23 protein-coding genes, 2 rRNA genes and 2 pseudogenes (1 of these 27 only partly in view) are annotated in these 23,865 nt (G+C 60.5%); 12 read left to right on the top strand and 15 right to left on the bottom strand.

Annotated features, from left to right (window positions below):
* The first annotated feature begins 10 nt into the window (after positions 1-10).
* The 4 genes from ACPDZI_RS19735 to ACPDZI_RS19750 all read left to right on the top strand — a co-directional run bounded on the left by ACPDZI_RS19735 (position 11) and on the right by ACPDZI_RS19750 (position 4,999).
* Positions 11-1,150 (top strand): amidohydrolase/deacetylase family metallohydrolase, encoded by a 1,140-nt coding sequence (locus ACPDZI_RS19735; RefSeq protein WP_438833652.1) that lies wholly within the window; start codon positions 11-13, stop codon positions 1,148-1,150.
* On the top strand, positions 1,134-2,249 hold the full coding sequence (locus ACPDZI_RS19740) for a DgaE family pyridoxal phosphate-dependent ammonia lyase (protein ID WP_438833653.1): 1,116 nt from the start codon (positions 1,134-1,136) through the stop codon (positions 2,247-2,249). Before ACPDZI_RS19735 ends, ACPDZI_RS19740 begins: the two co-directional genes overlap by 17 nt.
* Positions 2,249-2,989, top strand: a complete 741-nt coding sequence (dagF, locus tag ACPDZI_RS19745) for a 2-dehydro-3-deoxy-phosphogluconate aldolase (protein WP_438833654.1) — start codon at positions 2,249-2,251, stop codon at positions 2,987-2,989. Before ACPDZI_RS19740 ends, dagF begins: the two co-directional genes overlap by 1 nt.
* A 105-nt stretch (positions 2,990-3,094) precedes the next feature.
* The gene (locus ACPDZI_RS19750; RefSeq protein WP_438833655.1) at positions 3,095-4,999 is read left to right on the top strand and encodes a BglG family transcription antiterminator; all 1,905 of its coding nucleotides are present in this window, start codon (positions 3,095-3,097) and stop codon (positions 4,997-4,999) included.
* Between the two features lie 15 nt (positions 5,000-5,014).
* Here the strand turns inward: ACPDZI_RS19750 and npr are convergent, their stop codons facing one another.
* The 10 genes and pseudogenes from npr to ACPDZI_RS19800 form a co-directional block, all read right to left on the bottom strand.
* Positions 5,015-5,287 carry a PTS phosphocarrier protein NPr gene (npr, locus tag ACPDZI_RS19755; RefSeq protein ID WP_005305943.1) on the bottom strand — a complete coding sequence of 91 codons (273 nt, stop codon included), beginning with the start codon at positions 5,285-5,287 and terminating at the stop codon, positions 5,015-5,017.
* Between the two features lie 20 nt (positions 5,288-5,307).
* Positions 5,308-6,174 carry an RNase adapter RapZ gene (gene rapZ, locus ACPDZI_RS19760; protein WP_438833656.1) on the bottom strand — a complete coding sequence of 289 codons (867 nt, stop codon included), beginning with the start codon at positions 6,172-6,174 and terminating at the stop codon, positions 5,308-5,310.
* Positions 6,175-6,216: 42 nt separating this feature from the next.
* Positions 6,217-6,664, bottom strand: a pseudogene (gene ptsN / locus ACPDZI_RS19765) (PTS IIA-like nitrogen regulatory protein PtsN).
* A gap of 2 nt (positions 6,665-6,666) precedes the next feature.
* Positions 6,667-6,954 (bottom strand): ribosome hibernation promoting factor, encoded by a 288-nt coding sequence (hpf, locus tag ACPDZI_RS19770; protein ID WP_005305957.1) that lies wholly within the window; start codon positions 6,952-6,954, stop codon positions 6,667-6,669.
* A 21-nt stretch (positions 6,955-6,975) separates the two neighbouring features.
* Positions 6,976-8,415, bottom strand: a complete 1,440-nt coding sequence (locus ACPDZI_RS19775) for an RNA polymerase factor sigma-54 (protein ID WP_438833657.1) — start codon at positions 8,413-8,415, stop codon at positions 6,976-6,978.
* A 65-nt stretch (positions 8,416-8,480) separates the two neighbouring features.
* On the bottom strand, positions 8,481-9,206 hold the full coding sequence (lptB, locus tag ACPDZI_RS19780) for an LPS export ABC transporter ATP-binding protein (RefSeq protein ID WP_438833658.1): 726 nt from the start codon (positions 9,204-9,206) through the stop codon (positions 8,481-8,483).
* Between the two features lie 3 nt (positions 9,207-9,209).
* On the bottom strand, positions 9,210-9,737 hold the full coding sequence (gene lptA / locus ACPDZI_RS19785; RefSeq protein WP_016352198.1) for a lipopolysaccharide transport periplasmic protein LptA: 528 nt from the start codon (positions 9,735-9,737) through the stop codon (positions 9,210-9,212).
* Complete coding sequence (lptC, locus tag ACPDZI_RS19790) at positions 9,724-10,284, bottom strand: LPS export ABC transporter periplasmic protein LptC (RefSeq protein WP_408807344.1); 561 nt, start codon at positions 10,282-10,284, stop codon at positions 9,724-9,726. Before lptC ends, lptA begins: the two co-directional genes overlap by 14 nt.
* Positions 10,281-10,835, bottom strand: coding sequence for a 3-deoxy-manno-octulosonate-8-phosphatase KdsC (kdsC, locus tag ACPDZI_RS19795; RefSeq protein ID WP_438833659.1), 555 nt, complete (start codon positions 10,833-10,835; stop codon positions 10,281-10,283). The genes lptC and kdsC overlap by 4 nt, the downstream gene beginning before the upstream one ends.
* Positions 10,835-11,830 carry a KpsF/GutQ family sugar-phosphate isomerase gene (locus ACPDZI_RS19800; RefSeq protein WP_043119482.1) on the bottom strand — a complete coding sequence of 332 codons (996 nt, stop codon included), beginning with the start codon at positions 11,828-11,830 and terminating at the stop codon, positions 10,835-10,837. The genes kdsC and ACPDZI_RS19800 overlap by 1 nt, the downstream gene beginning before the upstream one ends.
* Positions 11,831-12,037: 207 nt before the next feature.
* Between ACPDZI_RS19800 and mlaF the strand changes: the two genes are divergently transcribed.
* Genes mlaF through murA form a run of 7 tightly spaced genes read left to right on the top strand, consistent with a single transcriptional unit; the run spans position 12,038 to position 16,558 of the window.
* Entirely contained in the window at positions 12,038-12,838 is an 801-nt protein-coding gene (gene mlaF / locus ACPDZI_RS19805) for a phospholipid ABC transporter ATP-binding protein MlaF (protein ID WP_011707618.1), read from the top strand.
* Positions 12,838-13,617, top strand: coding sequence for a lipid asymmetry maintenance ABC transporter permease subunit MlaE (gene mlaE / locus ACPDZI_RS19810; RefSeq protein WP_011707619.1), 780 nt, complete (start codon positions 12,838-12,840; stop codon positions 13,615-13,617). The genes mlaF and mlaE overlap by 1 nt, the downstream gene beginning before the upstream one ends.
* Before the next feature lie 7 nt (positions 13,618-13,624).
* Entirely contained in the window at positions 13,625-14,116 is a 492-nt protein-coding gene (gene mlaD, locus ACPDZI_RS19815; RefSeq protein WP_011707620.1) for an outer membrane lipid asymmetry maintenance protein MlaD, read from the top strand.
* A 9-nt stretch (positions 14,117-14,125) separates the two neighbouring features.
* Entirely contained in the window at positions 14,126-14,758 is a 633-nt protein-coding gene (gene mlaC / locus ACPDZI_RS19820) for a phospholipid-binding protein MlaC (protein WP_011707621.1), read from the top strand.
* Positions 14,755-15,027, top strand: coding sequence for an STAS domain-containing protein (locus ACPDZI_RS19825; protein WP_016352203.1), 273 nt, complete (start codon positions 14,755-14,757; stop codon positions 15,025-15,027). The genes mlaC and ACPDZI_RS19825 overlap by 4 nt, the downstream gene beginning before the upstream one ends.
* The gene (gene ibaG / locus ACPDZI_RS19830; RefSeq protein WP_005306001.1) at positions 15,027-15,284 is read left to right on the top strand and encodes a BolA family iron metabolism protein IbaG; all 258 of its coding nucleotides are present in this window, start codon (positions 15,027-15,029) and stop codon (positions 15,282-15,284) included. The genes ACPDZI_RS19825 and ibaG overlap by 1 nt, the downstream gene beginning before the upstream one ends.
* A gap of 17 nt (positions 15,285-15,301) precedes the next feature.
* A complete protein-coding gene (gene murA, locus ACPDZI_RS19835) occupies positions 15,302-16,558 on the top strand; it encodes a UDP-N-acetylglucosamine 1-carboxyvinyltransferase (RefSeq protein ID WP_438833660.1) in 1,257 nt (418 codons plus the stop codon).
* An 86-nt stretch (positions 16,559-16,644) separates the two neighbouring features.
* Here the strand turns inward: murA and pmbA are convergent, their stop codons facing one another.
* On the bottom strand, positions 16,645-17,988 hold the full coding sequence (gene pmbA / locus ACPDZI_RS19840; RefSeq protein WP_438833661.1) for a metalloprotease PmbA: 1,344 nt from the start codon (positions 17,986-17,988) through the stop codon (positions 16,645-16,647).
* 113 nt (positions 17,989-18,101) lie between these two features.
* Here pmbA and yjgA point away from each other — a divergent pair.
* A pseudogene (gene yjgA, locus ACPDZI_RS19845) lies at positions 18,102-18,627 on the top strand (ribosome biogenesis factor YjgA).
* A gap of 85 nt (positions 18,628-18,712) precedes the next feature.
* On the opposite strand, the gene ACPDZI_RS19850 reads toward yjgA, so the two are convergent.
* The 4 genes from ACPDZI_RS19850 to ACPDZI_RS19865 all read right to left on the bottom strand — a co-directional run.
* Entirely contained in the window at positions 18,713-21,796 is a 3,084-nt protein-coding gene (locus ACPDZI_RS19850; RefSeq protein WP_438833662.1) for a transglycosylase domain-containing protein, read from the bottom strand.
* A 216-nt stretch (positions 21,797-22,012) separates the two neighbouring features.
* Positions 22,013-22,330: a PTS system regulator TmaR gene (gene tmaR, locus ACPDZI_RS19855; protein WP_016352207.1), complete on the bottom strand. Its 318-nt coding sequence runs from the start codon at positions 22,328-22,330 to the stop codon at positions 22,013-22,015.
* A 294-nt stretch (positions 22,331-22,624) separates the two neighbouring features.
* Positions 22,625-22,739 (bottom strand): 5S ribosomal RNA (gene rrf / locus ACPDZI_RS19860).
* A gap of 78 nt (positions 22,740-22,817) precedes the next feature.
* Positions 22,818-23,865, bottom strand: a 23S ribosomal RNA gene (locus tag ACPDZI_RS19865) (it continues 1,841 nt past the right edge of the window).

The raw sequence follows: 23,865 nt of genomic DNA on the forward strand, positions 1-23,865 counted from the left end.
GCCATCTAGCATGTACGACATCATCATCAGAGCGGGGCGCCAGGGAGATGGCCAGCTCGTCGATATCGCCATCCAGCAGGGCAAGATAGCCGCCATCGGCACCCTGCCGGAGACGGCAGCGGCGCGGCAGATCCTGGATCTCGGCGGCCGGGTGCATGTGAGCGCCGGCTGGATCGACGGCCACACCCACTGCTACCCTGCCTCCCCCATCTATCACGATGAGCCGGACAAGGTGGGCGTGGAGTCAGGCGTCACCACCGTCATCGATGCTGGCAGCACCGGGGCCGACGACGTGGATGACTTCCAGCGTCTCACCACTGGCTGCAAGACCCGGGTGCATGCCCTTCTCAACATCTCCCGTATCGGCCTGCTGCGCCAGAACGAGCTGGCCGACAGCCGGGACCTCGATATGGTTCTCGCCTCGGCGGCCATTCGCCGCCACCCCGATTTTATTGTCGGCATCAAGGCGCGGATGAGCGGCAGCGTGGTCGGAGAAAACGGTCTGCAACCCCTGCGCATGGCCAAGGCGCTGCAACAGGCCCACGGCCGGCTACCGCTGGTGGTACACGTGGGCAACACGCCGCCGGATCTGGACGAGATCGTCGCCCTGCTGGGGGATGGCGATCTGCTGACCCACTGCTTCAACGGCAAGCCCAACCGCATCCTGACCCCGGCCGGCGAACTGCGCCAGGCGGTGCGTGAGGCGATGCAGCGGGGCCTCTTGCTCGACATCGGCCACGGCGGCGCCAGTTTCAGCTTCGAGGTGGCGGAGCTGGCCATTGCCCAGGGGATCCTGCCCCACACCATCAGCTCCGACATCTACTGCAAGAACCGCATCAAGGGGCCGGTCTACAACCTGGCCCACGTGATGTCGAAGTTTCTCGCCATCGGCATGACCCTGGAGCAGGTGCTGGCCTGCGTCACCCACCATGCCGCCGATGCCCTGCACCTGTCCGGCAAGGGGCGACTCGAGGTGGGCGCCGATGCCGATCTGACCCTGTTCGAGGTGATGAGCGGCCCCACCCTCTTTACCGATACCGAAGCCGGCGCCCGCAATGGCGATCGGCAGTTGCTGCCCCTCGCCGCCTTGGTCGGTGGCGAACTGGTTCTGACTCACTATGGGAAATCACACCATGCCTTCTGTGTATGAGAAATATCAGCTCAAACCGGTGATCAACGCCTCCGGGCGCATGACCATTCTCGGCGTCTCCACCCCCGAGCAGGAGGTGGTCGACGCGGTCAACTTTGGCCTTGGCCACTACTTCGAGGTGAAGGATCTCGTCAACAAGACCGGCGCCTACCTGGCCGGCTTGCTGGATGTGGAAGATGCGGTGGTGGTCTCCTGCGCCAGCGCCGGCATCGCCCAGTCGGTGGCCGCCGTGATCGTGCGCGGCGACCCCTACCGCCTCGAGCAGTTACACGCCCATGCCCACAATGTGCCGAGCGAAATCGTGCTGCCCAAGGGACACAACGTCAACTTCGGCGCCCCGGTCGGCACCATGGTCAACCTGGGTGGCGGCAAGGTGGTGGAGGCCGGCTACGCCAACGAGTGCTCTGCCGCCCAGCTGGCCGCCGCCATCAATGCCAGCACAGCTGCCATCCTCTACATCAAGTCCCACCACTGCGTGCAGAAGAGCATTCTGTCGGTGGCCGAGGCAGCCCAGGTGGCCCAGGCCCACGGGCTCCCGCTCATCGTTGATGCGGCCGCCGAGGAGGATCTGCGCTTCTACTACAGCCAAGGGGCAGATCTGGTCATCTACAGCGGCGCCAAGGCCATTGAAGGGCCCACCAGCGGGCTGGTAGTTGGCAAGCGTCAGTACGTGGAGTGGGTCAAGCAGCAAGCCAACGGCATCGGTCGCGCCATGAAGGTGGGCAAGGAGGGGATCCTCGGCCTCACCCACGCCATCGAGCGTTATCTGGCCAAAGAGAAAGAGAGCGGCGCCGCCATGGTCGCCAAGATGACCCCCTTCATCGAGCGTCTCAACCAGCTGCCCGGCGTTACCGCCAAAGTGGTGTGGGACAGCGCGGGGCGCGACATCGCCCGCACCGATATCGCCTTCGACCACCAGCAGATCGGCATGACCACAGTGCAGGTCGTCACCCGTCTGCAACAGGGCACGCCTGCCATCTACTGTCGTGGCTACAAGGCCAACGAGGGGCATATCGAGATCGATGTCCGCAGCGTCACCGTGCCCCAACTCGACCAAATCCACTCCGCCATTGCCAACCTCGTTCAGGAGAATCGCTGATGTCCCTTACCCCCAACTACTACCGTGATCGGGTCTGTCTCAACGTGCTGGCAGGTTCCAAGGAGAATGCCGTCGAGGTATACGACGCAGCCGAAGGCCACGTGCTGGTCGGTGTGCTCTCCAAAAACTACCCGGATGTGCCCTCCGCGGTAGCCGACATGCGGGCTTACGCCAAGCTTATCGATAACGCCCTCTCCATCGGGCTGGGAGCCGGTGATCCACGCCAGTCCGCCATGGTGGCCGAGCTGGCCTGCCAGCTGCAGCCCCAGCACGTCAACCAGGTGTTCACCGGGGTTGGCGCCAGCAGGGCGCTGCTCGGCCAGTCGGAAACGCTGGTCAACGGCCTGATCTCCCCCACCGGCATGCCGGGCATGGTGAAGATCTCCACCGGCCCCCTGAGTAGCCAGCAGCCCGACGGCATCGTCCCCATCGACACCGCCATCGCCCTGCTCAAGGACATGGGCGGCAGCTCAGTCAAGTTCTTCCCCATGGGTGGGCTGGCCTGCCGCGCCGAATATCAGGCGGTGGCCGAGGCTTGTGCTCGCAACGATTTCTGGCTGGAGCCCACCGGCGGCATCGATCTCGACAACTTCGAGGAGATAGTGCGGATTGCGCTGGATGCCGGGGTCGAGAAGGTGATCCCCCACATCTACAGCTCCATCATCGACAGCGCGAGCGGTCAGACCCGTCCCGAGGACGTGCGTACCCTGCTGACCACGGTGAAGCGGCTGCTGGCCTGACAGCCCTTCAGGCACCGGTCCGATCACTGACCGGTGCCTGGCTTGTTAATGACCCGCTTGTTAACATCGATTTTTCATTCCGCGACAGGAGTCCGTTCCCCCCTCATGATCAAGCTGCCCCACCCCCGACTCCATCAACTGCTCACCCTGCTCCACGCCGAGCCGCTGCCGCAGGAGGAGCTGGCCCGCCGCCTCAATGTCTCCACCCGCACGGTGCGTACCGACGTGGCGACCCTGAACGAGCTCATCGCCACCCGGGGCGCCCACCTGATCCACCAGCGCGGCAGCGGCTATCAGCTCAAGATCTACAATCAGGAGCTGTTCGAGGCGCTGCTGGCGGCCCAGGAACAGGAGAGCGGGCTGCCCCGCACCAGCCGCGAGCGGGTGCTGCATCTGCAGATCCTGCTGCTGACGGCGGAGCAGGGCATCAAGCTCGACGAGCTGGCGGACACCTGGTATCTGAGCCGGGCGGCACTGCAGGGGGACATGGCGGAAGTTCGGGAGCGGCTCGCCCACTTCGGACTCGCCATCGACAGCAAACCCAGACTGGGGATGCGGATCCAGGGGGGCGAAACGGCCATCCGCGCCTGCCTCACCCAGTTACTTTACCAGGAGCTGCTGCACAGCAACCCGCTGCAGAGCCTGCTGCCCAACCTCTGTCCCAGCAAGACGCTGGAGGTAGTGGGCAATCACATCCACGAGCAGCTCGGCCGTCATCAGCTGCGCCTGGCCGATGAGAGCCTGCAGCAGCTCGCCATCTACTGCGCCGTCGCCCTGCTGCGCCAGGCGGCCGGCCACGAGCTGCGCCAATTCGCCAGCGAGGATCTCACGGCGCCTCTGCTGGCGGTCGCCCGCGACATTTATGGCGAGCTGCCGACCCTGACCCCACCGGGGGAGGAGGAGATAGCCTGCCTCGCCATCCAGATCCAGGCCCGCCTCACCGCCGATGCCCCCCAGCTCAGCCCGGCCATGGCGGCCGAGAGCGAACAGCTGGTGGAGCATCTGCTGGCCTACATCCACCAGCACTACCCCTATGACCTGCGCGGCGATCTTCAACTGCGGGCCGACCTGCAGACCCATATCAGCGCCATGCTGCTGCGGGTCAAATACCAGATCGGCAGCCACAATCCGCTGGCGGACCACATCAAGCAGTACTACCCCCTCGCCTACGACATCACGCTGGCGGCCATCTCGGAGTGGATCAGACAGACTCCCTATCGGCTGACCCACCACGAGATAGGCTATCTGGTGATCCACATCGGGGTCGGACTGGAACGTCACTACGACATCGGTTACACCCGCCGCCCGCAGGCGCTGCTGCTGTGCGATGCGGGCAACGCCACCTTCCGGGTGCTGGAGGCCCGCATCAAGCGGGAGTATCCCCAGCTGCAGCTGACCACGCTGGAGTCGGTACGGGATTACGAAGGGCTGGCGCGGATCGAGCAGGATTTCGTCATCAGCACCGTCAAGGCTGGCGAGAAGAACGTGTCCGTGGTGCAGGTCGCCCCCTTCCCGACCCAGTACCAGCTGGAGCAGCTCGGCAAGCTGGTGCTGGTCGATCGCACCCGCCCCTACCTGCTCGACAAGTACTTCGATGCTGACCACTTCATGGTGGTCACCGAACCGCTCAGCCAGGCGGCGCTGTTTGATCGCATCTGCAGCCAGTTGGAGGCGGAGGAGCTGGTGGAGAGCGGCTTTCGGGGATCATTGCAGGAGCGGGAGAGGATCGTCTCCACCATGCTGGGGGACGGCATCGCCCTGCCCCACTCCCTCGGCCTGCTGGCGCGCCGGACTCTGGTCTATACCGTGCTGGCCCCGCAGGGGATCGACTGGGGCAACGGCGAGAGCGCCACCCTCGTCTTCGTACTGGCCATCGCCAAGACCGACTACGAAGAGGCGATGGGGCTCTACGACCTGTTCCTGGCGCTGATGAACGAAAAAGCCAGCAGGAGTCTGCTGGCTTGTCGGGATTTTGCCGCCTTCAAGGCGCTGGCACGCAGCGCACCTTGAGCATGCCGAGGGTCGTTACTCCTCGTTGAAGCCCGAGGTGAACAGCGCCACCACGGCGGCCAGGGCCTCCACTTCCTCGGGCCCCTCCACCTGGACTTCCACCTGCTTGCCCTGGGCGGAGTCCAGCATCAACAGGCCGATCACGCTGTCCGCGTCGGCTTCGACCCCCTCTTCATTGCGCAGCAACACGTGGGCATCAAACCCCTGCACCAGCTCGAACAGCATCATGGCCGGTCTGGCATGCATGCCCAGTTTGTTTTTCACTTCCACCGAGGCTGAGACGGTCATCTGATCTTCCTATTGGTCCATCAAAATTGCGGAGCACTCTTGTCGAGGGTGCGGTGGCGGATCTGGACGTTCTTGCCCAGCAGGCGGAAGGCGCCGGCCAGCTGCTCGGCAATGAACACCGATCTGTGCTGGCCACCGGTGCAACCGATACCGACTGTCACATAGCTGCGATTGTTGCGCTCCAGATGGGGCAACCAGGTCGCCAGCATGTTCTCGATCTGCAGGATGAACTGCATCACGTCAGGCTGGCTGGAGAGGTAGCGGGCCACCGGCTCATCCTTGCCGGTGAAGGGTTTGAGCTCGGGGATCCAGTGCGGATTGGGCAGGAAGCGGGCGTCGAACACGAAGTCGGCATCCTTGGGAATGCCGTACTTGAAGCCGAACGACTCGAACACCAGCACCAGCTCGTTCTCTTTCTTGCCGAGCACCCGGGTCTTGATGAGCTCGCTCAGGTCGTGAATGCTGAGGTTGGTAGTATCGATGCGTAGGTCGGCCGTCGAGGAGAGCGGCGCCAGCAGGTGGGTCTCTTCCCGAATCGCCTCGTCCAGCGACAACTGATTGCGTGACAAGGGGTGCAGCCGGCGGCTCTCGCCGTAGCGCTTGAGCAGGGTCGCGTTGTCCGCATCGAAGAAGAAGCTCGAGAACTCCACCCGCCCCTCGTTGCGAACCTGGGCCAGCAGGGTTTCCAGCTTGTCCGGGCTCGCCGGCAGGTTGCGCACGTCGATGCTGACCGCCAGCTTGTCATACTGGCTCTCGACCGAGACGATCAGCTGGGGCAGCAGGTTGACCGGCAGGTTATCCACGCAGTAATAACCGAGATCCTCCAGCACCCGCAGGGCAACTGTCTTGCCCGAGCCGGAGCGCCCACTCACCACTATTAATTGCATCTTGTTCCCTCACCGCTTGGCGTCATTGCAAGGGCCTGCATCTCAGGCCGATGTCATGATCTGATAGAGTTCTTCGTCGCTGGTTGCCTGGCGCAACTGGCGGCATACCGCCTTGTCGCCCAGTTTGGATGCCATCAGGGAAAGGGTCTTGAGGTGCTGCTTGCACTCGCTTTCCGGCACCAGCAGGGCGAACAGCAGGTCAACCGGTTGATTGTCGATGGAATCGAAGGGGATTGGCTCTGCGAAGGTCATCAGGATGGCGGTCGGCGGAAACTCGTCGCCAATCCGGGCCGTGGGGAATGGCGATACCGGCACCGATCCCGGTACTGCCCATTTTTTCTCGCGCCAGCAGGCACTCGAAGAGCACCTGACGAGAGGTCCCCAGGCGCTCAGCGGCTAACTCGCTGATGATCTCCAGGGCGCGTTTCTTGCTGGTACAAGGGACCGCACTTTTGGTGCAGTCCCGACTCAGTATGTGTTCAAGTTGCATGGTTATTTTTGATTTAACTTATCTTTGTGCTTGATGATCTGCCGATCCAGCTTGTCCAGCAGGGTATCAATCGCAGCGTACATGTCGGCATGCTGCGAGTTGGCGAACACCTCACCCCCGCTGACATGCAGCTTGGCTTCGGCGATCTGGTTCAGTTTTTCTACGCTCAACACCACATGAACATTGTTGATGTGGTCAAAGTGACGCTCGAGTTTGGCAAATTTGTTGTTCACATAATCACGCAGAGCTTCGGTGATCTCGACATGGTGTCCGGTCAGGTTAATTTGCATAACGTCTTCCTTTTGTTTTGCCTAAACCAGGCGTTTGCGCTGATTGGATGGCGGGATCAACAAGGATTCACGGTACTTTGCGATCGTGCGTCTCGCCACCATAATACCCTGTTCGGCCAGCAAATCCGCGATCTTGCTATCACTTAGCGGCTTGGCGGGATTCTCCGCCGTCACCAGCTTCTTGATGAGCGCGCGAATTGCGGTCGATGAGCACTCTCCTCCTCCCTCCGTATTGACATGACTGGAGAAAAAAACTTCCAGTTCGAAGATGCCGCGCGGCGTATGCATGTACTTCTGGGTCGTGACCCGCGAGATGGTCGACTCGTGCATCTCCACCGCTTCGGCGATGTCGTTGAGCACCATGGGTTTCATGGCCTCTTCACCGTATTCGAAAAAGCCCTGCTGCTGCTCGACGATGCAGCTGGCCACCTTGAGCAGGGTGTCGTTGCGGCTCTCCAGGCTCTTGATGAACCACTTGGCTTCCTGCAGGTGGGAACGGATGAACTGGGTATCCTGGCTGGTGCGAGCCTGACGGGCCATGGCGGCATAGGTCTCGTTGACCCGGATGCGCGGGGCCGAGTCCGGGTTGAGCTCGACCACCCACTTGTTGCCCTTCTTGACCACGGAAACATCCGGGATCACGTACTGGGATTCACTCTGGATGACGCCGTTGCCGGGTCTCGGCTCCAGCTGCTGGATCAAATCCAGCACCTCCTTGAGGTCGCTCTCCTTGAGCCGGGTCTTGCGCGCCAGGGTGCGGTAGTCGCGATTGCCGAGCAAATCCATGTGCTCGAGGATCACCTCCTTGGCCTCGTGCAGCCAGGGCAGGTCCGGGGAGTATTGGCCCAGCTGGATCAGCAGGCACTCCTGTACCGAGCGGGCGGCAATGCCGACCGGATCGAAGTGCTGCACTCGCTTGAGCACGGCCTCCACCTCATCGAGCTCCACCTCGACATCCTCGCTGCTTACCGCAGTCTGGATATCTTCCAGCGACACCGTCAGGTAACCGGATTCGTCGATGGCGTCGATGATGGCGAGGGCGATGGCGGCATCCACGTCGCTGAACGGCGTCAGGCGCATCTGCCACAGCAGATAATCCTGCAAGTTTTCGGTGGTTTCGCCCTGATAGATGCTGTCTTCACCGTCGTGGATCGGGCCCGCGCTCTGAGCCGTGCCGGCCGAGTAAACCTCTTCCCAGGTGGTATCTACTGGCAGTTCGTCCGGCATGTTGTCCTGGGACATAGCATCGCTGGAGTCGAGTTGGCTGGCATCGACCGGCTCTTCCGGGCTGGTCTCCTGCACATCATTTTCCTCTTGCTCCAGCAAGGGGTTGTTGTCGAGCGCTTGCTGAATTTCCTGCTGGAGTTCCAGAGTGGAGAGCTGGAGCAGACGAATCGCTTGTTGTAATTGCGGCGTCATGGTCAGGGACTGGCCGAGACGCAACTGTAATGTCGGCTTCATCTACGTCGGGATATCCTTATGTTCAGCGAGGCAGTCGTCACAGGAAATGAAGAGATGCCCCCTTACTATAGACTGAATTGATCGCCCAAATAGACGCGCTTGACCTGTTCATCGGCCAGTATGTCGGCCGGTGCACCTTCGGCAATCATCTTGCCGTGGCTGACGATATAGGCCTTCTCACATACGTCCAGAGTCTCTCTGACGTTGTGGTCGGTGATCAAGACGCCCAGGCCTCTATCTTTGAGATGCTGGATGACCTTCTTGATGTCTATCACAGAAATGGGGTCGACCCCGGCAAAGGGTTCATCCAGCAGGATAAAACGCGGCTCGGCAGCCAGTGCCCGGGCGATCTCGACCCGGCGCCGCTCCCCGCCCGACAGGCTCTGCCCCAAACTGTCACGGATATGGGTGATGTTGAACTCTTCCAGCAGTTGCTGGACCTTGTCCTCCCGCTCTTCGCGGCTCAACCCCTTGCGGGTCTGCATCACCCCCATCAGGTTGTCGAACACCGACAGGCGACGGAAGATGGAGGCCTCCTGCGGTAGATAGCCGATGCCGTTGCGGGCGCGGATATGCATGGGCTGCAGGCTGATGTCCTGATCATCGATGGTGATGAGGCCGGCATCACTCTGCACCAGCCCCACGATCATGTAGAAGGAGGTGGTCTTGCCAGCTCCGTTCGGGCCTAACAGCCCGACGATCTGGCCGGTCCCCACTTCCAGGCTCACATCGCTCACTACCATGCGGCGCTTGTAACTTTTTTGCAGGCCGGCTGCTTTCAACACTGCCATGGTTTATTTTCCCTGCTTCTTCTGATCGGCCGGCTTGTCGAAATTCTCTACCTGATCCGGCAGGAACACCGTCTTGACCCGCTGGTTCGGGGTCTTGCTCTCGGCAATCATCTTCTGTTTGACGATGTCATAACGGATCAGGTCGCCATTGACCTGGCTGTCTTCCTGCTTGAGCTGACCGTTGCCGGTGATGGTCACCAACCGGTTCTTCAGCTCATAACGGATGCTGTTGCCATGGGCATTGACCGGCTTGCCGTTGTCCAGGATCTGGAAGAAGGTGGCAGGCTTGCCATAGGCCGTCATCACCTCGGCACCTTTCTCGCCGGAGCGGATCACCACTACCTTGTCTGCCTTGATCTTGATGGTGCCCTGAGTGATGGTCACATCCTGCTCGAAGGTGATGCGGTTGTCCTGCATCTCGGCCACCTGCTTGACCGCATCCACATAGACCTTCTCGGCAAAGTCGGACTCTTTGGCGCTCACGGTGCCGCACAGCAGCAGGGCCGCGAGGGCCAGATTAGCGTTTTTCATTGAAATAGATGGCATGGCCCTGATCCAGTAATTCAAAATATTTGCGTTCCAGATGACCCTTCAGGCCGACGCCCTCGGTCTGGAAATCCTTACCCACTATGCTGACCTGCTGATTGCTTCTCACGTTCTGGGTCACCAGATCCAGCTCCAGATAGGGGGTATCCAGCGTGGAGATGAAAGAGGTGGGCAGCAAGCCGTCCAGATGCACCTTGTCCCGCAGGATCACGTTGTCATCGGTGTTGAGCACCCCGCTATCGGCAGTGACCTTCCACTCGGGCTCGCCCTGCTTGTCGAACATGTAGACCACCGGCTTGTCAAAAGTGGCCTGCTCGAGGATCTGGTAGTACTCCGCATAGCGGGACTCCAGCCGCTCGGTGCGACGGCCTTCGACATCGAAGCGGGTCGTCACCAGATTCTTGGCGGTGAAGTCCGGCTGATAATTCTCCACCTTGGTGGTCGGCTCCGGCGCCAGTTCGATGTCGCCGAGCTGCCAGGCGGCCAGCGCAACCAGAAACAGCAGGGCGAACAACAGTGTCTGTCTGCTCATACCGAGGCCTCAGGCTGATAGTCACCCAGCCCCTGGGCCTGCAAAATGAGATCGCACACCTCGCGCACCGCGCCAACACCGCCGGCCAGCCGGGTCACCATGTCGGCCCGCACCAGCACCAGCGGATGGGCATCGGCCACCGCGATGCCGAGGCCACAGGCCTGCATCACAGGCAGATCGATGGTGTCATCACCCATGTAGGCCGCCTGCTCGGGGGTCAGTGCCAGCTTGGCCAGCAGCGCCTCGAAGTGGGGCAGCTTCTGATCCGCCCCCTGCACCAGATGCTGCACCCCCAGGCTCTTCATCCGATCGCTGACGATACGGGAGTTGCGCCCGGTGATGATGGCAATCTCGATCCCGGCGTTGAGCAGCGCTCGCATGCCGGCACCGTCGCGGGTACAGAAGGTCTTCAGCTCTTCGCCGTCATTTCCCATGTAGATGAGGCCGTTGGAGAGCACCCCATCCACATCGCACACCAGCAGGCGGATCTGCGCCGCCTTCTCAAACTGGCTGCGCGTCACCGGACCATAGAGGGTCGGTACGTTTTGCATCAAATTACTCCGGCTTTCAGCAGGTCATGCATGTTGAAGGCACCCAGCGGGCGCTTGTCGCCATCCACAACCAGTAATCCGTTGATCTTTCTGGTTTCCATCAGTTTAACGGCCTCGGCTGCCATCATCTCCGGTCCCACGGTAACACAGTTGACCGTCATCACGCGGCTGATCGGGGTGTGGTGGATATCCACCTGCAAGTCCAGAATGCGGCGCAGGTCGCCATCGGTGAACAGGCCGGCCAGGCGGCCATTGGCATCGGCCACAGCCGTCATGCCGAGCCCCTTGCGACTCACTTCCAGCAGTGCCTGGCTGATGGTGGCATCTATCCCCACCTGGGGCAACAGCTCACCGCTGTGCATCAGATCGCCGACCCGCAGCAGCAGTCGCTTGCCAAGGGAACCACCCGGGTGAGAAAGGGCGAAATCGTCGGCGGTAAAGCCGCGGGCTTCCAGCAGGGCCACCGCCAGCGCATCTCCCATTACCAGAGTTGCCGTGGTGCTGGATGTGGGCGCCAGCCCCAGAGGGCAGGCTTCTTTCTCTACCTTGATGCACAGGTGCACGTTGGCTTCTTTCGCCATAGTGGAGGCCGGGTTGCCGGTCATGCAGATGAGCGGGATGCCGCGGCGCTTGAGCACCGGCAACAGGGCCAGGATCTCGTCACTCTCACCGGAGTTGGAGATGGCAATGATGAGATCGCCGCCGGAAATCATCCCCAGATCGCCGTGGCTGGCTTCACCCGGATGGAGGAAGAAGGCGGGAGTACCGGTGCTGGCCAAGGTGGCCGCAATCTTGCTTCCGACATGACCTGACTTGCCCATGCCGGTGACCACTATCTTGCCACTGCAGCGCAGTATCATCTCGCACGCCTGATCGAAGGCATCGTTCAGGTACTGGTAGAGTCCATCAATCGCTTGTTTCTCGATGTCCAGCACGGTACGGGCGCTGCGACGAAAATCGAACAGTTCAGACACTTTTTCAGACTTTACAGACATAAAGACACAGCTCCGGGCTGAAATTTGCTGCGGGATTATAAAAAAGTCTGTCGAGATAAGCGAATCGGATACTTCCCGACCGGAAAAGAGAGACAATTGGTTACAAAAAACTGTCGCGCGTCTGGACAGACAGGCTGTTCAATAGTTGTTCCTTGCTGTTGCTTAGACCTAGACTAGCCCATAAAATTCGCTCTTCATTTACACCGGATGGACAATTGTTTGAACGATGACCTGATCACCATCTCCGACCTCACCTTCAGTCACGGAGATCGGCTGTTATACGACGGGATAAACCTGACCATTCCCCGTGGCAAGGTCACTGCGGTCATGGGCCCCAGCGGCATCGGCAAGACCACCTTGCTGCGGTTGATCGGCGGCCAGCTCAAGCCCGAATCCGGTCATATCCTGTTTGACGGGGAAGATATCCCCACTCTCTCCCGCTCGCGCCTGTACGAGGTACGCAAGCGGATGAGCATGCTGTTCCAGAGCGGCGCCCTGTTTACCGGCATGACGGTGTACGACAACGTGGCCTTCCCGCTACGCGAGCACTCAGGCCTGCCCGAGGAGCTGATCCACACCATCGTCATGATGAAGCTGCAGGCGGTGGGTCTGCGCGGCGCGGCAAGACTGATGCCGTCCGAGCTCTCCGGCGGCATGGCCCGGCGCGCGGCGCTGGCCCGTTCCATCGCGCTGGATCCGGACCTCATCATGTATGACGAGCCGTTCGTCGGCCAGGATCCCATCACCATGGCGGTGCTGGTGAAGCTCATCAAGGATATGAACGATGCCCTCGGCATCACCTCCGTCATCGTCACCCACGACGTGAAAGAGGTGCTGAGCATTGCCGATTACGCCTATATCATCGCCAACCGCAAGGTGGTGGCGCACGGCACGCCGGCCCAGCTGCGCGAGGAGCACAATCCCGAGGTCGAGCAGTTCCTGAAAGGATTGCCCGACGGTCCTGTTCCGTTTCATTTTCCGGCAGGCGACCTGCTACAGGATCTCTGATGTTGACAAGCCAGGTAAGCAAACTGGGGCGAAGCGGGGTGCGATTCATCAGCGCCATCGGCCGCGCCACCATCATGTTGTTTCACGCGTTGGCGGGCAAACCCGCGCCGCGCAAGCACTTCCCGCTGCTGGTGCAGCAGTTGTATGTGGTCGGGGTGCAGTCGGTCGCCATCATTCTGGTGTCGGGGCTGTTCATCGGCATGGTGCTCTCGTTGCAGGGCTACAACGTACTGAAAGACTTCGGTGCCGAGCAGAGTTTGGGACCACTGGTTTCCCTCTCCCTGCTGCGGGAGCTGGGCCCCGTGGTGACCGCGCTGCTGTTTGCCGGACGCGCCGGCTCGGCCCTCACCGCCGAAATTGGCCTGATGAAGGCCACCGAACAGCTCTCCAGCCTGGAGATGATGGCGGTAGACCCGCTGCGCCGGGTCGTCGCGCCGCGCTTCTGGGCCGGGGTCATCAGCATGCCGCTGCTGGCCTTCATGTTCAGCCTGATCGGCATCTTCGGCGGCAAGCTGGTCGGCGTCGACTGGCTGGGGGTGGACGAAGGCAGCTTCTGGTCCGCCATGCAGGCCTCTGTCGACTGGCAGGATGACATCATGCAGGGCGCCATCAAGAGCCTGATCTTTGCCCTAGTGGTCACCTGGATTGCGCTCTTTAACGGTTATGATGCCAAGCCGACCTCGGCCGGGATCAGTCAGGCCACGACCCGTACCGTGGTCCACTCCTCCCTGGCCGTGCTCGGCCTGGATTTTATACTCACCGCAGTCATGTTTGGATAAGGTAAAGATGAAGTTCAGCAAAGTAGAATTCCTGGTTGGCGCTTTCATGCTGGCCGGCATCGGTGCCATTCTGGCGTTGGCACTGCAAGTGGCAGGTTTGAGTTTCAAACCGGAAGGAGAAACCTATACCCTGCGCGCCCATTTCGATAATATCGGCGGCCTGAAAGTACGCTCACCGGTCAAGGTAGGCGGCGTGGTCGTCGGTCGGGTCAGCGACATCACTCTGGACGCCAAGAGCCAGGTGCCGATCGTCTCTTTGCAGATGCAAAAGAGCGCCGGTGAGTTCTCCGAGACCAGTACCCTCTCCATCCTGACTTCGGGGCTGCTCGGCGAGCAATACATAGGCCTGATGCCCGGCTTTACCGATGAGGAGATGGGCACCAGCATGCTCAAGGATGGCGACATGATTGAAGACACCAAATCCGCCATTGTGCTGGAAGATCTGATTGGCAAGTTCCTCTACAGCCAGTCTTCCGACACCAAATCAGACAGCAAGTAAGGAGTAGCCATGTTCAAGAAGATCGCCCTGCTGCTGGGCCTGATGACCAGCATGCTGTTTTCCCTGACCGCACAAGCCACCGATGCCACCGACCCCTATGCCCTGGTGGATCAGGCGGCCAAGCAGACCTTCGCCCGCCTGAAGGCTGATCAGGCTCAGGTGAAGAGCAATCCGGATCACCTGCGGGTGATCATCCGCGAAGAGCTGCTGCCCTACGTGGACAACCGCTTCGCCGCCTACAAGGTGCTTGGCAACCAGATCAAGCAGACCACCCCGGCCCAGCGCGACGCCTTTGTCGAGGTGTTCACCGAGTACATGGTGAGCTCCTACGCCGACGCCCTGGCCCATTTTGACAAGCAGACCGTCAAGGTCGAGCCGGGCAAGGCCGCCGGTGACAGCAACATCACCGCCGTCAACGTCAGCGTGAAAGAGGCCGGCAAGCCGGACATCTTCCTCGAGTTCAAACTGCGCAAGAACAACAAGACCGGCGAATGGAAAGCCTTCGACATGGTCGCCGAAGGGATCAGCCTGCTCTCTGCCAAGCAGAACGAGCTGGGCGGCCTCATCCGCCAGAACGGCATCGATGCGGTGATCGCCCAGCTGCGCGCCCACAATGCCAAGCCGCTGGTACTCAAGAAATGAGACTGAGCGGCGAGCTGCAGGCGGCCCAGGTCGTTGAGTTGTGGCAACGGCGGGCCGACTGGTGGCAGGAAGACCAGATCGAGCTCGGCGACGTCACCACCCTGGATTCAGCAGGGCTTGCCCTGCTGGTCAAATGGGCCAAAGCCGCTCTGGCACGAGGCGCCACACCGCAACTGGTGGGCGCCTCCACTGATTTTTATACCCTGGCCAACCTCTACGGGGTGGCCGGATTGTTTCAGTCAACCCCGCTCACAACTGAGGACGCATAATGCAAGTCTCTGAAATTGAAGCGATACTCCTCGAGGCTCTGCCATTGTCCGAAGTCCATGTCAAAGGGGACGGCAGTCACTACCAAGTGATCGCCGTCGGCGACATGTTTGACGGCATGAGCCGGGTCAAGAAGCAACAGGCCATCTATGCCCCGCTGATGGACAAGATCGCCAGCAACGCCATTCACGCACTCTCCATCAAGGCTTTTACCGATGCCGAGTGGAAACGCGAACGCAAATTCCTACTGCCCTCCTGATTTGGTATCAAACGTAAATGGACAAATTCAAGATCGATGGTCGTTGTACTCTCAACGGCGAAGTGACCATCTCTGGCGCCAAGAACGCCGCTCTGCCGATCCTGTTCGCAACCCTGCTGTGTGATGAGGAGATCCACCTCTCCAACGTGCCGCGTCTGAAAGACGTGGGCACCACCATCAAGCTGCTGGAGATGCTGGGCGCCACCACCAAGGTGAATGGCAACGTCACCGTACTGACCGGCGCGGTGAACAACCATGTCGCCCCCTACGAGCTGGTGAAGACCATGCGCGCCTCCATCCTGGCGCTGGGCCCGCTGGCCGCCCGCTTTGGCGCGGCTGACGTCTCCCTGCCTGGTGGCTGCGCCATCGGCGCCCGTCCGGTCAACCTGCACGTGCACGGTCTGGAGCTGATGGGCGCCAATATTGCCATCGAAGATGGTTACATCAAGGCTCGTGTCGACGGCCGCCTGAAGGGTGCCCACATCCTGATGGACATGGTTTCCGTCACCGGTACCGAGAACCTGATGATGGCCGCCACCCTGGCTGACGGCCGTACCGTGATCGAAAACGCCGCCCGCGAGCCGGAAGTGGTCGATCTGGCCAACTTCCTCAACGCGCTGGGCGCCAAGATCCAGGGCGCGGGCACCGACACCCTGACCATCGACGGTGTCGAGCGTCTGCATGGCGGCAGCTACAGCGTACAGCCAGACCGTATCGAAACCGGCACCTTCCTGGTAGGCGCAGCGGTCACCGGCGGCAAGATCACCTGCCGCAAGACCGACCCGACCCTGCTGGAAGCGGTACTGGTCAAGCTGGAAGAGGCTGGCGCCCTGATTGAGAAGGGTGAAGACTGGATCACCCTCGACATGACCGGTCGCACCCTCAAGCCGGTCACCATCAAGACTGCCCCCTACCCGGCCTTCCCGACCGACATGCAGGCCCAGTTCACCGTGCTGAACGCAGTAGCCAAGGGCACCGGCATGGTCACCGAGACCATCTTCGAGAACCGCTTCATGCACGTACCCGAGCTGGTACGGATGGGCGCCGACATCGAACTGCAGGGCAATGTGGCTATCTGCCGCGACACCCAGCAGCTCAAGGGTGCCCAGGTGATGGCAACCGACCTGCGCGCCTCCGCCAGTCTGGTGCTGGCCGGCTTCGTGGCCGAAGGCTCCACCATCGTCGATCGCATCTACCACATTGACCGTGGCTACGAAGACATCGAGCACAAGCTGCAAGGCCTTGGCGGCCGCATCGAGCGCATCAAGGGCTGATTGCCGCCCCTGAGCACGCCGATACAAAAAGGCCCCTCGCACTGCGAGGGGCCTTTTTCATGGCTGCGAATCAGCTGGTGCCGGGATCAGTGACCGGCCAGCTTCATGTTCTCGACCAGCACCGAGCCGGTCTTTAGGCTGGAGCGCTCATCTTCGTCGCTACCCACCGCCACGATATGGCTGAACATCTCGGCCAGATTGCCGGCGATGGTGATCTCTTCGACCGGATAGGCTATCTCGCCATTCTCCACCCAGAAACCGGCAGCGCCGCGGGAGTAATCGCCATTGACGATGTTGACCCCCTGCCCCATCAGTTCGGTCACCAGCAGGCCGGTGTCCATCTCCTTGAGCATGCCATTGAAATCCTGACCGGTGCTGGAAACCTGCCAGTTGTGGATGCCGCCGGCGTGGCCCGTGGTGGTGAGCCCCAGCTTGCGGGCGGAGTAGGAGGTGAGCAGCCAGCTCATCAGCTCGCCATTGCGCACTATGTCCATATCGCGGGTGCGCACCCCTTCGCCATCAAACGGGGTGCTGGCCAGACCCCCCTGCAGGTGGGGAAACTCCTGAATGGTGAGCCACTCGGGCAAGATCTGATTGCCAAGCTTGTCCAGCAGAAAGCTCGACTTGCGGTAGAGATTGCCACCGCTGATGGCCATCACCAGATGACCCCACAGACCGGCCGCCGTATCGGGATGGAACAGCACGGGAGCGTGGCGAGTGCTGATCTTGCGGGCACCCAGGCGAGAGAGGGTGCGCTCCACCGCCTCGTCGGCGATCCGCTGCGGGCTCCAGAGTCCGTCCAAGGTGCGGCTGGAGGAGTAGCCGTAATCGCGCTGCATGTCGCCATCCTGCTCGCCGATCAGCACGCAGCTCAGGGAGTTGCGCGATGCCGCGTAGCCTTTGACGAAGCCATGGCTGTTGCCATACACCTTGATGCCAAGATGGCTGGAGAAGCCGGCGCCGTCGGAGTGTTTGATGCGGGCATCGCGGCCCAGCGCCAGTCGCTCACACTCGATGGCCAGTTCGATGCCGCGCTGCGGATCCAGCTCGATCGGATGACACAGTTGCAGATCCGGGGCATCCCAGGCCAGCAGCTCGGCATCAGCCAGACCGGCACAGGCATCCGGCGAGGTGTGCCGGGCAATCTCCATGGCCGCTTCGACGGCGGCACGAATGGCCGACGGGCTCAGATCCGTGGTGGAGGAGGAACCCTTGCAGCCATCGCGATAGACGGCGATGCCGAGCGCCCCGTCCTTGTTGAATTCGATGCTTTCCAGTTCACAACCCCGGGTGTTCACCGACAACCCGGTCTGCTTGCTGATGGAGACTTCGGCAAGCCCGGCCCCCAGTCCCTTGGCAATCTCCAGGGCCTCGGCAACTACGGCTTCAAGATGGGCTTGATCCTGGCGGATTTGGTCTTGCTGATCCATAACTCACATCTGTATGAAGGAAGGAAAGGGGCTAAGCATATCAGACCCCTGCGCCCAGCGGGAGAAGCTGGTAACATATCCACCAAACGTGAATGACAGGAATCAAGAGACCGATGAGTCAATATCAAGACGACAACGAGTGGGAAGACTGGGGCCCCAGCAAAAGCCAGCTCAAGCGCGACGCCGAAGCCTTGCAAAAGATGGGGGAAGAGATCGTCTCCCTCAGCCACAGCGAGCTGGAGAAGATCCCGCTGGATGAAGAGTTGGCCGAAGCGGTCGAGCTGGGCCGCAAGCTCAAGCCGAAGAAAGACGAGTCTTTCCGTCGCCACCTGCAGTTCATCGGCCGGTTGATGCGCAGCCGCGATGTGGAGCCCATCGTCGAGGCGCTCTCCATCATCAAGAATCGCCACTCCACCGTAAACGCCCGCCTGCACCGGCTGGAACAGTGGCGTGAGCGGCTGATCAATGAAGGTGACAGCGCCCTCAACGAGCTGATGTCCCAGTTCCACGAACTGGACCGCCAGAAAGCTGCGCCAGCTGATCCGCACCGCCAACAAGGAGCGTGAGCTGAACAAGCCGCCGGTGGCCTATCGCGAGATGTACCAGTATCTGCGCGGCGAGATCGAAGATCTGCTGTAAGTGATGACTCACCTTTGCCGACCGGCGATGAGCAGTACAAATAAAACGGGGCCGATATGGCCCCGTTTTCGTGTCGCCGCAACTGTCAGCTGCCCGCCATGCACTGGGTATGAGTGCCTGGCTGCAGATACGGCATCAGCAGCGGGGCCATCCCCTTGAGCACCTGCACCGGCAGGGCCGAGGTGAAGCGGAACTTGTCGGACTGGCTGCCCGGCACATAGGCCGTCAGGGTGCCGAAGTGATCCTCTCCCAGATAGAAGACGAAGGTGGCGGTCCGGTTGCGAGCCAGCGAACTGGTCACGTTGCCGTAGCGGCCGACCGTTTCAATACGGTTGTCGCCCGTCCCCGTCTTGCCCCCCATCTGCAGCACGGTGCCGTCCGGCAGGGCGAAGGCACCGGCAATCCGTCTGGCCGTACCCCCTTCCACCACCTTCGACAGCGCGTTGCGCAGCGCGGTGGCCACCTCGACCGGCAGCACCCGGGTCCCCTCGGTCTGCGCCGGCTGGAACTCGGTTTCGAACGGCGTGCCCTTGGCAAACGACAGATGCTCGATGCGCAGGGTCGGCGCACGAATGCCGCCATTCTGGATGATCCCCATCAGCTCGGCCAACGCAGCAGGGCGATCGCCCGAGCTGCCCAGGGCCGTTGCCAGCGACGGCACCAGGTGATCGAACGGGTAGCCCAGTTTGGCCCAGCGTTGATGGATGTCGAGGAAGGCCTCGACCTCCAGCATGGTGCGGATCCGGCTGTCGCGGGCGCTGCGGTGGCGAGTCTTGAACAGCCAGCTGTAGACCTCTTGCCGCTCGTCCCGGCTCGCCTCGACGGCATCGGCGAAGGTCGCCTTGTCGAACTCCTTGAGATAGGAGAGCAGCCACAGCTCCAGCGGGTGCACCCGGGCGATATAGCCTTGATCCGGCAGCGAATACTTGCCGGGACCATAGCTGGTATAGAGCTGCTCGATACGACGATCGCTCAGCTTCTCCCGCGGCAGACGCTTCGCCAGGAAGGCCGCAAAAGTCTCCTGCGACGCATCCGGCATCAGGTAGCGGTGTACGGCGGCCAGGCGCACGGCGCTGGGCTTGAGACCATCCAAGAAGGTATCAAGCTGTTCATCCGCAGTCTTGCCACGGTATTTGCGCCAGAAGCGCAGCAGATAGGTCTGCCCCTCTTTATCCGCAAACTTGGCCAGATACTCGGTACGGCGCGGATCCTTGTCATCCTTGAGCAGCTGGGCACGGTTGCCCTCCCGGTAGAGGCTGTAGCGGACGATGTCACGCATCAGGCGCACGAAGGGCAGGTTGATGGACTCGCGCAGCGCGTCGCGAATGGCCGGAATGCGGCCATTGTCCTCACGCCGGAAGTTGTTGAAGGTGTGCATGCCGCCACCGGTGAAGAATCCCTCGTTCGGACTGGCGGAGTATTTGCGATCGAGCGCCGCCTCCAGCATGGGTGGCAGGCTCTTGTCCTTGGCGGTCATCAGGTAGGAGACGGCCCAGCGGCTGATGTTGTCCTGCTCCGATACCTCTATCTTGCGCAGGCTCTCGGCCGACATGTCCGCGTAGTTGTCGTGCAGCTCGGAGACAATCTCCAGGTAGGTGGTCAACACCCGCAGCTTGGCGGTTGACCCCAGCTCCAGCTTGCTGCCCTCGTTGATATCGAACGGCTGATCCGTGTTGTCGGTCTGCACCCGCACCTTGAAGCCCTGCGGGGACTTCTCGAACAGCGTGAAGCTGTATTTCACGTCTCCCGTCTTCTCCGGCGAGAGCAGGCGCTCACCAAACAGCCCGACCTGGGCTGCAAATGTCGGATCGGCCAGCTGTTGCAGGTAGCGAGAGACCTCGTTTTGCAGCGGCATGTTGAGGCTGGTGTCGGCCGTCAGATCGAGTCGGTCCAGATCATAGAGCTGCACCCCGAGCTGGCGGCTCAGACGGGTGCGGGCAACTTGCAGACCCTTGTTGTTGTTGACCTTGGTCACCGCCGGGGACTGCAGGAAATCACGGAACGAGATCCTGGCCTTCAGCGCGGCCTCCATCAGCGGCGGCGTGATCATCCCCTCCTGTACAAACAGCCGTAGATAGCTGTCGGTCAGGGTCGCCAGTGCATCGCGCCCCTGCGCCAGATAGTAGGAGGGGCGACGATGGGCAATCATCAGCGAAACCACCTGGCGCAGCGCCAGGCCCTGCTCCGCCAAAGAGGCATCCTGGTTGCGCGCAGGGTCCAGCAGCCGGTTTACCTCGTCCACATTGGCGCCAAACCATACCCAGAGACCATCCCCCAGGCCGTGTACCTCCCCATAGCCAGGAGCTGCAGAGAGCGGGACCGAGTTGAGATAGGCCCAAGCGACCAGCTTGCGCGCCTCCAGCGTCTTGGGTCCCAACCGGTAGGCCCGCACACTGGCGGACGCCATCTGGCGGATCTTCTCGGTGGGTGACAGCGTCAGGCCATCCGGCGAGTGGCGATACTTCTCGACCTGAGTCGCCAGCGTACTGCCGCCGGCCGACTGATCCTGCATATCGAGCGCCTTGCCGACCTGGGACATGGCCGCCTTGGCAAAACGGGGCCAATCCACGGCCGGGTTGGCCAGCGGCTGTTCATTGCTGAGCAGGTCGCGGTTCTCGATGAACAGGAGCGACTGGATCACCAGCGGCGGGATGGAGGCAAAATCCGGATAATAGTGGGTCGGATACTTGAATTGATAGAAGGGTTCCGCCCGGCAGTCGTGCAGAGTCAGGCCGGCTTGCACCTTCTCGGTATAAGGAACGAAAAAGCCGCGACTGGCATAGTCATACAAGGCGTCGGAGAAATGTACCTGCTCGCTGACCTGATAACCCCGTTGCAGCAAGCGCTCCTGCATCATGGGCAACAGCACATAACCGAGCCGCTTGTCGAAGGGACCGTCTTCGGGGAAGGCAATCTGCTTGCTGGGGCCCGGTTCAACCTGATAGGTCAGCTTGGCCGCATAGCGGGAGATCTCCTGCGACTGCAGGCGGGAAGTCTGCATCTCATAACCGACCAGAGCAATCACCGCAGCCAGGCACAGCAAAAAGAAAAAGCAGAACAACCAGCGCCACCAGGAACGACGCTTGCGCTTGTACTTGCCGTCCGCGCTTGGGACAGATGAATCCTGAGATGCCACTTTGTTCAAATCCGTCTGTTCTGATGCGCCCATATCAGCCCCACCATGGTTGCGCAATTTATTGTGTTTCACTCAAGCTTAGTCGTTTCAAGTCAATGGCTTGAAAACTATTGACCGCTTTGTAGTGATGGTAACAGGGCGATAATAAAAAGTGGAGCCGATTGTTGCAGCGCGGTGAGAGATCCGAGCTGATGGCCGAAAACAAAACACCGACCTATGGCCGGTGTTTTGATAAGACTGGGAGCAGGCTTATTTGCTGGAGCTCATCGCCTTGAGCTTGGTGCTCAGCTCTTTACGCTCTTTGGACAGCTCGGCATTCTTGATGATGTGGTCGTCCACACGCTCTTCATAATCAGCCCGCATGTTGGCGATGATGGCTTGCACCTCATCGATGCTCATACCCGGTTTGATGTAATCGCTCAGGTTGTCGAGCAGCAGCACACGCTTCTGGTTGTCACGGACCTTCTTCTCGTTGTCCGCAATTTCACGCTTGAGTTTGTTCTGACGACGGGACATACGCACATATTCCAGTACATCGCTGAAGGTGGACTTGTTTACTTGTTCCATATCGATACCACTGACGTAAGGTTGATAAAAGCAGGCCAAGTTGCATCCGTACTAAAGAAACCAACATGAGAAAGTACGGGCCAACCCAAGATGCCTTTACTCTACCGAGTTATGAGGCAGATACAACCCTAATTGCAGGGCTGACGCCGGGTTTCGGCACGAGAGAGCCGAGTGAACAACAGGGTAGAAAGCAGCACAGGCTCTCCATCCGAAAGGACATTTCAGGGGTGAGATAAGACGAATTTCAGGCAATAAAAAACCCCGCTCAGATGAGCGGGGTTTCTTGTATTGGGTGCCTGGCAGTGTCCTACTCTCGCATGGCGAATGCCACACTACCATCGGCGCTACCGCGTTTCACTTCTGAGTTCGGCATGGGATCAGGTGGTTCCACGGCGCTATGGCCGCCAGGCAAATTCTTCAATCTGAGAAAGCTGACATAAGTAGTTTCGTATTTGTCACAAGGCTCGAAACACTTCTTGGGTGTTGTATGGTTAAGCCTCACGGGTAATTAGTATGGGTTAGCTCAACACGTCGCCGCGCTTACACACCCCACCTATCAACGTTGTGGTCTCCAACGGCCCTTTAGGACCCTCAAGGGGTCAGGGATGACTCATCTCAGGGCTCGCTTCCCGCTTAGATGCTTTCAGCGGTTATCGATTCCGAACTTAGCTACCGGGCAGTGCCACTGGCGTGACAACCCGAACACCAGAGGTTCGTTCACTCCGGTCCTCTCGTACTAGGAGCAACTCCCTTCAATCATCCAACGCCCACGGCAGATAGGGACCGAACTGTCTCACGACGTTCTGAACCCAGCTCGCGTACCACTTTAAATGGCGAACAGCCATACCCTTGGGACCGACTTCAGCCCCAGGATGTGATGAGCCGACATCGAGGTGCCAAACACCGCCGTCGATATGAACTCTTGGGCGGTATCAGCCTGTTATCCCCGGAGTACCTTTTATCCGTTGAGCGATGGCCCTTCCATTCAGAACCACCGGATCACTATGACCTACTTTCGTACCTGCTCGACCTGTCCGTCTCGCAGTTAAGCTGGCTTATGCCATTGCACTAACCTCCTGATGTCCGACCAGGATTAGCCAACCTTCGTGCTCCTCCGTTACTCTTTGGGAGGAGACCGCCCCAGTCAAACTACCCACCAGGCACTGTCCGCGACCCGGATTCACGGGCCTGCGTTAGAACATCAAACATACAAGGGTGGTATTTCAAGGACGGCTCCAGCGCAACTGGCGTCACGCCTTCAAAGCCTCCCACCTATCCTACACATGTAGGTTCAATGTTCAGTGCCAAGCTGTAGTAAAGGTTCACGGGGTCTTTCCGTCTAGCCGCGGGTACACCGCATCTTCACGGCGAATTCGATTTCACTGAGTCTCGGGTGGAGACAGCATGGCCATGGTTACACCATTCGTGCAGGTCGGAACTTACCCGACAAGGAATTTCGCTACCTTAGGACCGTTATAGTTACGGCCGCCGTTTACCGGGGCTTCGATCAAGAGCTTCGCTTGCGCTAACCCCAT

The organism is Aeromonas oralensis, from assembly GCF_049665575.1.
GTDB lineage: Bacteria > Pseudomonadota > Gammaproteobacteria > Enterobacterales > Aeromonadaceae > Aeromonas > Aeromonas hydrophila.

Bases quoted from the DNA above. Each gene is read 5' to 3' on its own strand.
- mlaE (WP_011707619.1), top strand. From the start codon at position 12,838: ATGTTGACAAGCCAGGTAAGCAAACTGGGGCGAAGCGGGGTGCGATTC.
- lptA (WP_016352198.1), bottom strand. From the start codon at position 9,737: ATGAAAAACGCTAATCTGGCCCTCGCGGCCCTGCTGCTGTGCGGCACC.
- pmbA (WP_438833661.1), bottom strand. From the start codon at position 17,988: ATGGATCAGCAAGACCAAATCCGCCAGGATCAAGCCCATCTTGAAGCC.
- murA (WP_438833660.1), top strand. From the start codon at position 15,302: ATGGACAAATTCAAGATCGATGGTCGTTGTACTCTCAACGGCGAAGTG.
- kdsC (WP_438833659.1), bottom strand. From the start codon at position 10,835: ATGCAAAACGTACCGACCCTCTATGGTCCGGTGACGCGCAGCCAGTTT.
- mlaC (WP_011707621.1), top strand. From the start codon at position 14,126: ATGTTCAAGAAGATCGCCCTGCTGCTGGGCCTGATGACCAGCATGCTG.
- dagF (WP_438833654.1), top strand. From the start codon at position 2,249: ATGTCCCTTACCCCCAACTACTACCGTGATCGGGTCTGTCTCAACGTG.
- lptC (WP_408807344.1), bottom strand. From the start codon at position 10,284: ATGAGCAGACAGACACTGTTGTTCGCCCTGCTGTTTCTGGTTGCGCTG.
- mlaF (WP_011707618.1), top strand. From the start codon at position 12,038: ATGGACAATTGTTTGAACGATGACCTGATCACCATCTCCGACCTCACC.
- mlaD (WP_011707620.1), top strand. From the start codon at position 13,625: ATGAAGTTCAGCAAAGTAGAATTCCTGGTTGGCGCTTTCATGCTGGCC.
- ACPDZI_RS19740 (WP_438833653.1), top strand. From the start codon at position 1,134: ATGCCTTCTGTGTATGAGAAATATCAGCTCAAACCGGTGATCAACGCC.
- ACPDZI_RS19735 (WP_438833652.1), top strand. From the start codon at position 11: ATGTACGACATCATCATCAGAGCGGGGCGCCAGGGAGATGGCCAGCTC.
- hpf (WP_005305957.1), bottom strand. From the start codon at position 6,954: ATGCAAATTAACCTGACCGGACACCATGTCGAGATCACCGAAGCTCTG.
- ACPDZI_RS19750 (WP_438833655.1), top strand. From the start codon at position 3,095: ATGATCAAGCTGCCCCACCCCCGACTCCATCAACTGCTCACCCTGCTC.
- ACPDZI_RS19800 (WP_043119482.1), bottom strand. From the start codon at position 11,830: ATGTCTGTAAAGTCTGAAAAAGTGTCTGAACTGTTCGATTTTCGTCGC.
- npr (WP_005305943.1), bottom strand. From the start codon at position 5,287: ATGACCGTCTCAGCCTCGGTGGAAGTGAAAAACAAACTGGGCATGCAT.
- rapZ (WP_438833656.1), bottom strand. From the start codon at position 6,174: ATGCAATTAATAGTGGTGAGTGGGCGCTCCGGCTCGGGCAAGACAGTT.
- ibaG (WP_005306001.1), top strand. From the start codon at position 15,027: ATGCAAGTCTCTGAAATTGAAGCGATACTCCTCGAGGCTCTGCCATTG.
- tmaR (WP_016352207.1), bottom strand. From the start codon at position 22,330: ATGGAACAAGTAAACAAGTCCACCTTCAGCGATGTACTGGAATATGTG.
- ACPDZI_RS19850 (WP_438833662.1), bottom strand. From the start codon at position 21,796: ATGGGCGCATCAGAACAGACGGATTTGAACAAAGTGGCATCTCAGGAT.
- ACPDZI_RS19775 (WP_438833657.1), bottom strand. From the start codon at position 8,415: ATGAAGCCGACATTACAGTTGCGTCTCGGCCAGTCCCTGACCATGACG.
- ACPDZI_RS19825 (WP_016352203.1), top strand. From the start codon at position 14,755: ATGAGACTGAGCGGCGAGCTGCAGGCGGCCCAGGTCGTTGAGTTGTGG.
- lptB (WP_438833658.1), bottom strand. From the start codon at position 9,206: ATGGCAGTGTTGAAAGCAGCCGGCCTGCAAAAAAGTTACAAGCGCCGC.